This window comes from Viridibacillus arvi (genome assembly GCF_001274945.1).
Lineage (GTDB): Bacteria > Bacillota > Bacilli > Bacillales_A > Planococcaceae > Viridibacillus > Viridibacillus arvi.
On the sequence record NZ_LILB01000001.1, the window covers coordinates 1,806,799 to 1,819,436 of the forward strand.

Below are 12,638 nucleotides of genomic sequence, written 5' to 3' on the forward strand. Positions count from 1 at the left end.
AAAAGATGTAACTATTTCTGATCTCTTCGGTTTTGCCCACTCATACGAATTGGCGTCGTCACAGCTTTAATGCGCTCCATAATTCGTGAAGCTTTTAACATATCACGATCACCTTTTTGGTTATAGGCTAAATGATCTTCTAATTCATCATAACCAAGATTCGATGTGATAAATGTCGGCAATTGCTCCGCCATTCGATAATGAAAGATCGTTCCTAAAATTTCGTCACGTGTCCAACTCGACAACGTTTCTGCTCCTAAATCATCTAGCATTAACACAGGTGCCTTTTTCACAAAATCGATTTTCTCTTGTAATGATTGATCTTGGATTGAACCTTTCATTTCACGTAAAAATTCAGGAACAAATACTACAACCGATTTGATTTGTAAAGTCGCCAATTCATTGGCAATAGCCCCTAATACAAAAGATTTACCGACACCAAATTCACCGTATAAATAAAAGCCTTTTTGAGGAAGTTCACCCGTTTCTTTAAATTCACGAACGAAATCTGCTGCTCTATTGGCGATATTTACACGTGAATGGTCATCAATCATTAAATCTTTGATAGTTGCTCTTAACACGTCTTTTGGCATATGCATACTCGAAATCATAGAGGCCGCTTTACGACGCTCATCATCCATGCGTTTTTGTTGGCACGGTGTATACTCGACTTCTATTGATTCGCGGATAATAGACAATTTTGGGATAAATCCCTTTAATGCATTTTGACATTTCACAACGGATGGGCATGCATCACAATCATGTTGTTGACCTGTATATTCATATAGTTTAACGAGACCACGGTCTACCATATCTTTATTTACTTCTTGATCATTGTCAGCTAGAAATTGCTGGACACCTTTATTTTCAAGAATTTCTCGCTTCATTTGCTCGTATCGTTCTTGAAAAGTTTGTGAATCCATCACTTTTCTAAGTTGATTATTAATCGGTTCCATGTGAATCCACCTGCCCTTCTTCTATTCCTAGTTTTTCTAGAATTTTACGTCTTTCTTCTTCAAAATCAGTCTCACTCTTAACTACTTCTTTTGAAGTTTCTGTTACAGTATCTTCATTCTGAGGTTTCTTTTCTTTATTTTTCTTAAACCAGTCAGGTACTTTTTCTTCTCGCCCACCGCTGTAGCGTTTTTTCGTTGCAGGTTTTTGCTCAGCCGTTTTCCATTCCATATACTGCTTATGCTCTTTACGCGCTAAGTCCATTGCTTCTTTCGTCGTTTTCACACCTTTTCGAATCCAATGTGAGGCAATCTTTTCGACATAGTTTTTAGTTAGCTTCATGTCTGTACGTAAAAGAACATACTGAAGTAAGGCATTTACAACACCAATTGGCATTTGATATTGCAGGACAAGATTTTGAGCAAGCTGAATGTCAGCAGGAATTGGTTCTTTCCCATCTGCAATATCACGCAAGACATCAATTGGAGCAGTTGTTTCTAGGTAATGAATCAATAACTCTTCCTTCGTCTGCAAAGCTTGTTCTTTTGTATTCTTTTTCTCTGCTTCATTAACTGCTGATTGGAACGCTTGTTGCATTGCAGGTGGTTCTGTTGAAACAGTCAATTTGTAATAATCAGCTGCCGATTTCTTTAATCTTGACTCCGTTAAAGTCATATGATCATCTAGAGCAAGCATAACAACTTTTTGCATATCTAACGGTGTTAAATGATATAAAAAAGCTAACTTTGCAATTGTTGCATTCGCTTCAGCAGTAAGAGCTGAAGATGGTACAAGTTGTTCTGACAATCCAGCTCTAAGTAAAGAAAAATCGAAATCCTCGTAGTTAAATGGTAGTTCTTTAGGTTTCTCTTTTTCCTTTACTGTCTGCTCATTCTCAAAGGATGGTAAATGATGCTGCACAGGACGATAAACATCTGTAAATGTTCTTGACACTTCCTGATAGCCATCATTTGATGGACCTTTCTGAACGAATCGTTGGCGCAATTGTCTATAGGCTTGTTCACCAATTTTGCTAAATAAAAACATGGATAATAAGGGATCATTAAAAAAAGCTGATGCTTCTAAAGGAGGCATCACGTCATACATAAATGAGCGTACATCCTCAGAATCTTTACGCCAAGTACGCATTAAACCAATGGCTTCTAATGCGATGCGCGACTCGAAAATCTTTGCGATCGGCATATCAAGTGAGTTCATCAAATGGTAATGTGATAATTCAGCTTCAGTCGTACTTTCCCCTTCAGCCCAAAGCATAAAGTACAAGCTAATGGGTTCAGCACCTATTAACGGCTGGTATAGCAACGTAATAAGCTGGCGATCGTAACTAGATACGGGAAATAGCATTCGAATGGACAATCGATCAACGGGCTGTAGTTCTTTATATAAATGCACCACGATCACCGTCCTCCATATCGCATTTATTTGTCATCGGATTGTCTTTCTATTAATTCTTTTAATTCATCAATAAAGACATTGATATCTTTAAATTGACGATATACAGAAGCAAACCTTACATAAGATACTTCGTCAATTTTCGCAAGTCGATCCATAATCATTTCCCCGACATCTTCTGTTTTCACTTCTGAGTTACCGATTCTACGTAGATCTTGTTCTATAGCAAATACTAATTCCTCTAATTGATTAAGGGCTACTGGACGCTTTTCACACGCTCGGATAAGACCTCGCAAAACTTTTTCACGGCTAAATTCCTCACGTGAGCCGTCTTTTTTCACGACGATCAACGGCATTTCTTCTACTTTTTCAAACGTAGTAAAACGATATGCACACGATTCACATTCTCGGCGTCTACGGATTGCTTTATTGTCATCTACTGGTCTTGAATCAATTACCTTTGTTCCATTAAACTGACATGCTGGACATTTCATATTTTTTCTCTCCTGATTGCAAAACATTTTAGTTTATCTATTATATCAAATAATGCTTTAAAAAATCGAAAAAATGCAGTGGAAATTCTCAGATGTATGATAAAAATACTGTTTTCATCCAATATAAGGTCGATACTAACAGAAAAAACAGACATATGTTCACAGTTACTTGATGTTTTTTCTCTTCTTAAACTAAAAAACCCTTTCTAGTACACTACTAGAAAGGGCCATATTATATTAAAATTAAGCGTTTACAGAAGCCATAAGAGCAGCTGCAACTTTTTTCGTTAAATCTACAACGCGTGTTGAATAACCCCACTCGTTATCGTACCAAGCAAGCACCTTCACTTTACGACTACCGATTACCATTGTAGTTAGGCCATCGATTGTAGCTGATGCTGGGTTCGTATTAAAATCTACTGATACCAATGGTTCCATTGTAAAGTCTAAGATTCCTTTTAGTGAACCAACTGATGCAGCTTTGAACGCTTCATTCACTTCTTCAACCGTAACATCTTTGTTTAAATCTACCACTAAATCTACTAATGAAACATTTGGTGTTGGAACACGAAGAGCCATACCATGTAACTTGCCTTCTAGTTCTGGTAATACTAGAGTTAGAGCTTTGGCAGCTCCTGTAGAAGTAGGGATAATTGAAGCCGCACAAGCACGAGCACGACGTAAGTCTTTATGTGGGTTATCAATATTTTTTTGATCATTTGTATATGAATGCACAGTTGTCATTAAACCGTTGTCGATGCCAAAAGTATCATTTAATACTTTTGCAACTGGCGCAAGACAGTTTGTAGTACAACTTGCGTTTGATATTACATCATGTTTTGTAAGGTCTAATTTTTCGTCATTAACACCCATTACAATTGTTACATCTTCATTTTTCCCAGGTGCTGTTAAAATAACTTTTTTAGCTCCTGCTTCTAGATGCAATGCTGCTTTTTCACGAGCATTGAATTTACCTGTTGCTTCGATAACGATATCAACATTCATTTCTTTCCAAGGTAAGTTCAAAGGATCACGTTCACTAATAAGTTCGACACGTTTACCATTTATGATTAGGGCTTTTTCTTCAAATTGAACATCCCCATCAAATCTTCCGTGATTTGTGTCATACTTAATCAAATGTGCTAACGTTTCAGCCGGGTAACTAGCATTAATTGCAACAATATTTAAATCATCTTGAAGTATCGCTTGACGGAACACCATGCGGCCAATACGGCCAAATCCGTTAATAGCAATAGAAACTGTCATGAATAATATCCTCCTGTAATTGCGTTATACTTATTTTATTAATTCGAAAATTAGTATAACACATTTTAGAGAAAGTAAAACCTATTATGATGAACATTTAAAAGTTAGTGAATTCTGATTTTTCTAAAATACATTATTTAAGTACATTCCACTTAATTAATATTTTATGCAATTGCTCTCTCGTTGATTCGAGCGATTTATTATTATATATTACTGCATCAGCACCTTTTTCCTTTTCGGATAACGGAAGTTGAGAACTAATTCTGGCCTTAGCATCTTTTTCAGATAAATTATTTCGTTCCATTAAACGCTTTAATTGTGTTTCTTCTGTGACAGATACAACTAAAATCTTCTCAACGAAATGTTGAAGGCGACTTTCAAATAATAATGGGATATCCATTACAATATCTTTTGCACCATTTTCTAGTAACTCATCACGTTGACGAAGCATTTCTTGGCGAATAGCCGGATGAATAATATCATTTAACGTTTTACGTGCTGCAGGTTCATGGAAGATAATGTCCCCTAGTTTAGGACGATTAAGTGTACCCTCATCCAGCAGCACTTCTTCGCCAAATGCCTCCACTATTTGTTTTAGCGTTTCTGTTCCAGGTTCAACTACAACACGCGCTACTAAATCAGCATCAATAATAGGTAAATTTAACTCTTTTAGCATTTCTGCTACTGTACTTTTACCACTCGCAATACTTCCAGTTAATCCAATAATCATCTATATCACACCTTTAATGTTGGCAATTTGGGCAATAAACTGAGTTTCTGCCACCAATTATCTTTTGTTTAGTATCTCCATTACAAGACGGACAAGTCTTTTTCCCATACATTTTTAATCGATGTTGCATACTACCCGCTTCACCATTAATATTTCGGTAATCCGAAATGGTCGAACCACCAACATCAATACTTTCTTGCAAAATATGAACAATTGTCTCAAAAAGTTCAATTTTACGTTCCTTACTGATTCGTGACAATTTACGTGCAGGATGAATATTCATTTTAAACAGCGCTTCTGTTGCATATATATTCCCGCAACCTGCAATCACATGTCCATCCATAATGACTTCTTTAACCGCCTTATTTGCATACTTCGTTAGATTTGCTTTATCAAGAAAATGAGATAGCGCTTCATCTGAAAAAGGTTCAGGAGCCATTTCAAGAAGTGGTGGATGCTCTGCTAGCTCATGTAAAAAGCGCATTTCACCAAAACGACGAATATCCGAATAGACAAGCCAGTTGTCATCATCGAATTGGATTAATACATGCGCATGCTTTAGAAATTTCTCTTCTGTAATATCACTAAGTTGCGATACATGGAACCATGCGCCCGTCATCCCTAAATGGTTGACGAGCAAATATGGGTTTCCTTCTTTCTCCAAGTGGAAAAAAATATATTTTGAGCGACGTTCAATACTTTTAATAGTCATTCCCTCAATCGCTTGTTGAAAAGAATCAGGATCAACTGCTTTTATAATACATTCTTTACCTTGCTCTTTCGCTTGTTTAATAACCTCTGAAATCGTCACACGATGAATCGTTTTACCTGTAACGACCGGTTGTAATGAACGCACCACACCTTCTACTTCTGGTAATTCCGGCATGCGATCACTCCTTTATTTTGTATCATACCAAGTTGGACCAAATGAAAAATCGGCTCTAAGTGGTACATTGAGTTCGAATGCTTTCCCCATTACTTCTGGAACTAATTTTTCAAGAATAGGAATTTCCTCTTTTGGTGCTTCAAAAATTAATTCATCGTGCACTTGGAGAAGCATTTTCGTTTGTAAGTTTTGTTCTTTTAATGCTGCGTCCATATCTATCATTGCTTTTTTTATAATATCTGCTGCACTACCTTGAATTGGCGTATTCATAGCAGTACGCTCAGCAAAACTACGTAAATTGAAGTTTGAACTTTTCAGGTCTGGCAAATAGCGACGACGATTTAAAATAGTTGTCACATATCCTTTTTCCTTCGCTTCTTCCACGATATTTTTCATATAGTCTTGTACACCTGGGAAGCTAGCAAAATAACGTTCAATGAAATCGGCTGCTTCTTTACGTGTAATATCTAAGTTTTGAGATAGACCGTAATCACTAATTCCATATACGATACCAAAGTTAACTGCTTTTGCTGCTCGACGCATATCCGATGTTACTTCCTCTTCAGCTACGTGGAATACATTCATCGCTGTATTTGTATGAATATCTGAACCATTTTGGAAAGCATTGATTAAGTTTTCATCACCACACATATGAGCTAATACACGTAACTCAATTTGTGAATAATCGGCTGCGAAAAGAAGCCATTCTGGGTTTGAAGGAACAAATGCTTGGCGAATTTTACGGCCCTCTTCAAGTCTTACAGGAATGTTTTGCAAATTCGGATCTGTAGAACTTAAGCGCCCTGTTGATGTTAATGCTTGCTGGAATCTTGTATGAATTTTTTGATCTTCTTCGTGAATTTCTTTTAATAATCCTTCTATATAGGTTGATTGCAACTTCCCAAGCTGACGGTACTGTAAAATATGACGAATAATTTCGTGTTCTGGCTCTAGTTTTTCTAATACATCCGCTGCTGTTGAATAACCTGTCTTTGTTTTCTTAATAACAGGTAAGCCCAATTTTTCGAACAGAATAACCCCTAGTTGTTTCGGTGAATTTATGTTGAAGGCTTGACCAGCAATCGAATAAATATCTTCTTCAATTGTTTTTAGTTTCGTTGTAAGATCGTGCCCCATTTCAATAAGTCTTTCACGATCAACTGTGATACCTTCACTTTCCATTTCACCTAAAATTGCAGCAAGTGGTAACTCTAATTGCTTATACAGCTCAAATTGTTCGTTTTCTCGAAGAAGTTGTTCTAACTTTGGCTGTAAAATGAATACCGCATTGGCTTTACGACAAGCATGCTCTGCGACAACTTCTATTGCCGGAGTCGCTTTCTTTGCACCTTTTCCGTATACATTGTCATTGGATAATACATCAGTATAACCAAATTCTCTTGAAATCGTCGCAACATCATCGGAAGGTATAGCGGGATTAACAATATATGCTGCTAAAAGCATATCGAATTCCACTCCTGCTAATTTAATTCCATCACGTAATAATGCGGCTTGTGCTGCTTTTGAATCAACCATATACTTCTGCTTTGAAGCATCTTCTAACCATTCTTTTAAAGATTCTGAAGCCAATGCTTTGTCATAAGGAAGATAATAAGCTTGCAAGTCATTTACTAATGCAATACCAAATCGTTCACAAGTATGATAGTGCTCATCAGCAAGTTCAATATGTACAGCCATCACATCTTGTAACTGCTCTGCTGATACATCTTCTAATATAGAAAAAGTTAGTTCTTTTGTTGTTGTTGCTTCTGATTGAAACTCGCTTTTTTCGATTAATGATTTAAATGATAAATCTTGCCATAAAGAAAACAACTCATCTACATTTGGACCATCGTACACTAAGTCATCAAGTGCAATAGTAATAGGTGATTGACGATCAATCGTCGCTAACTGTTTGCTCATTTTTGCTTGCTCTTCATTAGTGGTAAGTTTTTCTTTTAACTTTGCACCACTCACTTGCTCTACATTTTCATATAGTTCTTCGATTGTTGGATATTGTTTTAATAATTTGATGGCTGTTTTTTCACCGACACCAGGTACTCCAGGTATATTATCTGATGCATCACCCATTAGACCTTTCATATCGATAATTTGCTCTGGCGTTAAGCCATATTTTTCTTGAATATGATCCGGTGTATATTTTTCAATATCCGTCATACCTTTACGCGTAATATAGACAGTTGTATTTTCTGATGCAAGCTGCGTTAAGTCTTTATCCCCGCTAACAATGATTACTTGTAGCTTTTGTTCTTCAGCTTTTCTACTTAAAGTACCGATAATATCATCTGCTTCGTACATTTCTAGTTCATATTGTTTAATACGATATGCATCTAATAATTTACGTAAATACGGGAATTGTTCTGATAATTCAGGTGGTGTTTTCTGACGCCCACCTTTATATTCTCCGTATGTAGAATGACGGAACGTCGTTTTACCAGCATCAAATGCAACAAGCATTTTCGTTGGTTTCTCCTCTTCTAATATTTTCTGTAACATCGTAGTAAAGCCATAAACGGCATTTGTGTGAATACCGCTATCATTTGTTAGTAATGGTAATGCAAAAAATGCTCGATACGCTAAGCTATTGCCATCTAAAAGTAGTAGCTTTTCCTTTGTCATATATACACTCTCCTCTTACATTTTCTCTATTTTGAGCTGATTCTTTATATGTTATTATGCACGGAATTTCTTTTTTCCTAAACGTCAAAAAGCCGTCTCCTCCTTCTATCTTACCACGCGTGGAAGTAGAAAGGAAAATGACGACTGATGAAAATACGAAAAAATGTTCGTATTATATAATTACTGTATTCTGCTCTTTAAATACTAAAAAAGAATCTAGGATAACCTAGATTCTCACTTCCAAAAACACTGGTTGAAGGGGGCTTCGAATATTATATTAACAAAGGATTATGAAGAGTATATATATAAATTGTAAACATTGTGTTAATTTGGTTGTTTTTCCGGCAAAATAACACGCATTGTCGTTCCTTTACCAACTTCACTCTCCACTTGAATTTTACCGTGGTGCGCCTCTATTAAATGCTTAACAATTGCAAGACCAAGACCTGTTCCACCTGAATTACGACTACGTGCTCGGTCGACACGGTAGAAACGTTCAAAAATTCTTGGGATTTCAGGTTTTTCAATTCCAATTCCCTCATCGATTATTTCAATGACACCACTTTTATTTTGTTCATATAATTTTACTTTAATTTTCGTATTCTCTGGTGAGTAAGTAGTCGCATTTGTCATTAAATTCATCACTACCTGAATTAATCGGTTTGCATCACCTTCAACTACAACATCCTGCTCAATTTCCGCTTCGAAAGATATGTTTTTTTCCTCAAGACGTGGCACTGTCATTTCAGTCGCCCTTACAATTACATCCTTTAGACTTGTACGCTCAATATTGACAGTAAAACCATGCTTTTCAATTTTCGATAACTCAAGCAAATCTAAAATTAGCATCTGAAGGCGATTACTCTCTTTATTAATAATTTCTAAGAAGGATAATAATGTACCTTGGTCTTTGTAAGCACCGTCTAATAATGTTTCAGAAAATCCTTTTATCGATGTAATTGGGGTACGTAATTCATGTGATACATTTGCTACAAAATCCTTGCGTATTTGCTCTAGCTTTTTCAATTCCGAAATATCGTGCATGATAATTACAATCCCTAGCCAGTGACCGTGTTCTCCTATTACTGGCGCTCCATATACTTCCATATGGTGGAATTCTTGTTGGATTTCTATTTGCATTTGTTTACGGTATGTTATTTCTGTCATAAAGACGTGGTCAACAAATTGCTCTAATTCATTCGGTAATCCTAATTCTCGGAACACCTGTTTATAGACTGTATCATGAGGCACATCGAATAATTCTAAAAACACTTTATTAACAATAGATACATGCCCTTCCTTACCAATCATTATTAGTGCACTACCCATATTTTCTATCAGCGTTTTTAGACGTTCTTGCTCCATCTCACGAATCATCATAATATCTTGCAAGTTACGAGCAAGGACATTAACCGCATTACTTAGTTGTATAGTTGGTGATTCTACATTTTCATATGCCCTTGCACGATAATTTCCTTTTGCCAACTCTAACGCTGTATTTGTTACATTATCTATAGGCTGAGCCAAATTCTTTATCAAGCGCGAAGTAATAACCATAAGTAGTATAAAGGTTATTATCAAAGTGACAATAAGCATAATCCATAGACGAATTCTTATATCCGATAATTCATTTCCACCAAAATCAAGCGGCAGGGCATTTATAATAGCCTGTTCTTGATCTACAGTTAAATCAATACTTTGCTTTTCTAATGCACTTAAAATATTTTCATGTGATCGAATGGAATTAGAGCGTATAGAATCCTCGACATATACAGGAAAAAGCTGGCCTAGTATAAAACCAAGACCAGCTAACGCTGTACCATACAGAAATCCAAAAGCAATGAGCAACCTAATTTTAAGAGTTTTCATCATAGCTTCGGCTCCTCAAATTTATAGCCTAAACCTCTTATTGTTTTAATGAATTTTGGTTTCCGACTATTTTCTTCAATTTGTTCACGTAAGTGACTAATGTGTACATCAACAATCCGCGTATCTCCTGCAAAATCATAATTCCATACAGCACTTAATAGCTGATCGCGAGTTAACACACGATTTTTATTTTCTAATAAATAGACAAGAAGTTCAAATTCTTTTGGCGTGAATTCTAACACTTCCTCTCCTAAGAAAGCTTCAAATCGATCAGGTAATACTTGCAGTTGTCCAAATGAATAGGTTTGTTCAACATGCTCTTCTTCTTCCTTCACTACTTCTGTCACTTTAGAACGGCGTAATACCGCTTTAACCCTAGCCATTACTTCACGTGGACTGAATGGCTTTGTCATGTAATCATCTGCTCCAAGCTCAAGACCAAGTACTTTATCGAACTCATCGTCTTTTGCTGTTAACATAATAATTGGTGTATTGATTTTCTTGATGCGTAGCTCTTTACAAACTTCCATGCCGTCCATTTTAGGTAACATTAAGTCTAATAAAATTAAATCTGGCTTTTCCAAAATCGCTTTGTGTAAGCCATCTTTCCCATCGTTTGCAACTACTACTTCATATCCTGCTTGTTGGAGATTGTATTGTAATAATGTTGCAATTGAAATTTCATCTTCTACTACAAGTATTTTATATGTCATGTTTTTTCCCCCGCAATTGATTTGAAACCCCCATTTCAAACCTTTGCTACTAGATTTCTTCTTTCTTGTTTACAGAATCATCTTGTTCACGATTCGGCGGATTTACTGTTACTTTACCTTGCATCACTAGCAGGTCTTCATCATTACGTCCTTCAATATTCACAGTCACTTCATTAAGCTCTATATTCACTGCGATTACTTCAAGTAAAATATGAATCGTATCATAATGATATACTGGTTGCGGATATTCAAATTGTTGCGAAGTAATATAAGAACCAGGACCCGGAATATATTTTGAAATAGCTGATGTTACCACACCATTCAACATGATTGTAGGTACTACAGGTTTTTGAAAACTAGTCTGTGAGGTAAAGTCATGTTGTATGTATAGAGGATTACTGTCATTGGTTAAGCCGAGATATAATAGTAAGTCTTTATCTTCGATTTTCTCCGTTAGCTGTAATGACTCGCCAACAGACAACTCTTGAATTTTTCTACCTAACTTTCTCTTCTTGCCAAGTAACACAATATTCCCCCTTAAATAATTTGGTATTTCAATAGTATCAATAATCAGTAAAAAAAGACAGTATGATTGCATACATATATCATATAATCTGAATTTTTTTATACCAGAAAAAAAACGAGTAGGTAACAACCTGCTCGTTAATAAAGTATATTAAGCAAGAACTTTCATAACGTTTTTAACTGCTTCTGCAGAGTTATCTAAAGCCTCTTTTTCTTCAGTTGTTAAATCTAATTCAATAATTCTTTCGATGCCGTTAGCACCAAGAATAGTTGGTACACCAAGGTAAATATCATTGTAACCATATTCGCCTTCTAAGTAAGCGATTGATGGTAATACACGACGTTGGTCTTTAATTATTGCTTCAGTCATTTCAACTAACGCTGCAGCTGGAGCATAGTAAGCAGAACCGTTACCAAGAAGGTTTACGATTTCAGCACCACCGTTACGTGTACGAGTAACGATTTCTTCTAAACGCTCAGGAGCGATTAGTTTTTCTAGTGGAATACCACCAGCGAATGAGTAGCGAGTAAGCGGAACCATAGTGTCACCATGACCACCAAGAACAACACCAGTAATATCTTTAACTGAGATGTTTAACTCTTCTGCGATGAATGCACGGAAACGAGCTGAATCAAGAACACCCGATTGACCGATTACGCGGTTTTTAGGGAAACCAGATTCTTTGTAAACTGTGTAAGTCATTGCATCAACTGGGTTTGTTAATACGATGATTGTTGCTTCTGGAGAGTATTTTACAATTTCTTTTGTTACTGCTTTCATAACGCTTTGATTGATCAGAACTAAATCATCGCGACTCATTCCTGGTTTACGAGCAACTCCAGCAGTAATGATTACTACGTCAGAATCAGCAGTATCAGCATAATCAGAAGTACCCTTTACACGTGCGTCAAAACCTTGTACTGGAGAAGCTTCGAACATGTCAAGAGCTTTACCTTTTGTTGGATTTTCAGCTTGTGGAATATCTACTAATACAACGTCACCAAGTTCCTTTTGTGCAACTAAAAAAGCAGATGTAGCGCCAGTGAAGCCCCCACCAATTACAGAAATTTTACTACGTTTCAAAGTCATTCGAATACACTCCTTTGATAATAAATATAAAGAGGGAAAAGGGGAAAAAATCCCCAAT

At 36.3% G+C, this 12,638-nt stretch carries 11 protein-coding genes; all 11 read right to left on the reverse strand.

The genetic code is table 11. The annotated features are described in order from the left end of the window. Positions 1 to 11: 11 nt before the first annotated feature. The 11 genes from dnaI to mdh all read right to left on the reverse strand — a co-directional run bounded on the left by dnaI (position 12) and on the right by mdh (position 12,580). Positions 12 to 956 (reverse strand): primosomal protein DnaI, encoded by a 945-nt coding sequence (gene dnaI, locus AMD00_RS08610; RefSeq protein WP_053416601.1) that lies wholly within the window; start codon positions 954 to 956, stop codon positions 12 to 14. Then, positions 943 to 2,370: a replication initiation and membrane attachment family protein gene (locus AMD00_RS08615; protein ID WP_157059202.1), complete on the reverse strand. Its 1,428-nt coding sequence runs from the start codon at positions 2,368 to 2,370 to the stop codon at positions 943 to 945. Before AMD00_RS08615 ends, dnaI begins: the two co-directional genes overlap by 14 nt. Positions 2,371 to 2,393: 23 nt before the next feature. Beyond that, positions 2,394 to 2,861, reverse strand: a complete 468-nt coding sequence (nrdR, locus tag AMD00_RS08620; protein ID WP_053416602.1) for a transcriptional regulator NrdR — start codon at positions 2,859 to 2,861, stop codon at positions 2,394 to 2,396. Between the two features lie 243 nt (positions 2,862 to 3,104). Further along, positions 3,105 to 4,127, reverse strand: coding sequence for a glyceraldehyde-3-phosphate dehydrogenase (locus tag AMD00_RS08625; protein WP_053416603.1), 1,023 nt, complete (start codon positions 4,125 to 4,127; stop codon positions 3,105 to 3,107). A 133-nt stretch (positions 4,128 to 4,260) separates the two neighbouring features. Next, positions 4,261 to 4,857 (reverse strand): dephospho-CoA kinase, encoded by a 597-nt coding sequence (coaE, locus tag AMD00_RS08630; RefSeq protein WP_053416604.1) that lies wholly within the window; start codon positions 4,855 to 4,857, stop codon positions 4,261 to 4,263. Between the two features lie 13 nt (positions 4,858 to 4,870). Further along, the gene (gene mutM, locus AMD00_RS08635) at positions 4,871 to 5,743 is read right to left on the reverse strand and encodes a bifunctional DNA-formamidopyrimidine glycosylase/DNA-(apurinic or apyrimidinic site) lyase (RefSeq protein ID WP_053416605.1); all 873 of its coding nucleotides are present in this window, start codon (positions 5,741 to 5,743) and stop codon (positions 4,871 to 4,873) included. A 12-nt stretch (positions 5,744 to 5,755) separates the two neighbouring features. Further along, on the reverse strand, positions 5,756 to 8,383 hold the full coding sequence (gene polA, locus AMD00_RS08640; protein WP_053416606.1) for a DNA polymerase I: 2,628 nt from the start codon (positions 8,381 to 8,383) through the stop codon (positions 5,756 to 5,758). Positions 8,384 to 8,707: 324 nt separating this feature from the next. After that, on the reverse strand, positions 8,708 to 10,252 hold the full coding sequence (gene pnpS, locus AMD00_RS08645; RefSeq protein WP_053416820.1) for a two-component system histidine kinase PnpS: 1,545 nt from the start codon (positions 10,250 to 10,252) through the stop codon (positions 8,708 to 8,710). Further along, positions 10,252 to 10,965 carry a response regulator transcription factor gene (locus AMD00_RS08650; RefSeq protein ID WP_053416607.1) on the reverse strand — a complete coding sequence of 238 codons (714 nt, stop codon included), beginning with the start codon at positions 10,963 to 10,965 and terminating at the stop codon, positions 10,252 to 10,254. Before AMD00_RS08650 ends, pnpS begins: the two co-directional genes overlap by 1 nt. Positions 10,966 to 11,014: 49 nt before the next feature. After that, on the reverse strand, positions 11,015 to 11,491 hold the full coding sequence (locus AMD00_RS08655) for a MaoC/PaaZ C-terminal domain-containing protein (protein WP_053416608.1): 477 nt from the start codon (positions 11,489 to 11,491) through the stop codon (positions 11,015 to 11,017). Between the two features lie 150 nt (positions 11,492 to 11,641). Further along, positions 11,642 to 12,580, reverse strand: a complete 939-nt coding sequence (mdh, locus tag AMD00_RS08660) for a malate dehydrogenase (protein WP_053416609.1) — start codon at positions 12,578 to 12,580, stop codon at positions 11,642 to 11,644. Positions 12,581 to 12,638 lie beyond the last annotated feature (58 nt).

Coding starts and splice junctions, on each gene's coding strand:
- dnaI (WP_053416601.1), bottom strand. CDS start 956: ATGGAACCGATTAATAATCAACTTAGAAAAGTGATGGATTCACAAACT.
- nrdR (WP_053416602.1), bottom strand. CDS start 2,861: ATGAAATGTCCAGCATGTCAGTTTAATGGAACAAAGGTAATTGATTCA.
- AMD00_RS08625 (WP_053416603.1), bottom strand. CDS start 4,127: ATGACAGTTTCTATTGCTATTAACGGATTTGGCCGTATTGGCCGCATG.
- coaE (WP_053416604.1), bottom strand. CDS start 4,857: ATGATTATTGGATTAACTGGAAGTATTGCGAGTGGTAAAAGTACAGTA.
- mutM (WP_053416605.1), bottom strand. CDS start 5,743: ATGCCGGAATTACCAGAAGTAGAAGGTGTGGTGCGTTCATTACAACCG.
- polA (WP_053416606.1), bottom strand. CDS start 8,383: ATGACAAAGGAAAAGCTACTACTTTTAGATGGCAATAGCTTAGCGTAT.
- pnpS (WP_053416820.1), bottom strand. CDS start 10,252: ATGAAAACTCTTAAAATTAGGTTGCTCATTGCTTTTGGATTTCTGTAT.
- AMD00_RS08650 (WP_053416607.1), bottom strand. CDS start 10,965: ATGACATATAAAATACTTGTAGTAGAAGATGAAATTTCAATTGCAACA.
- mdh (WP_053416609.1), bottom strand. CDS start 12,580: ATGACTTTGAAACGTAGTAAAATTTCTGTAATTGGTGGGGGCTTCACT.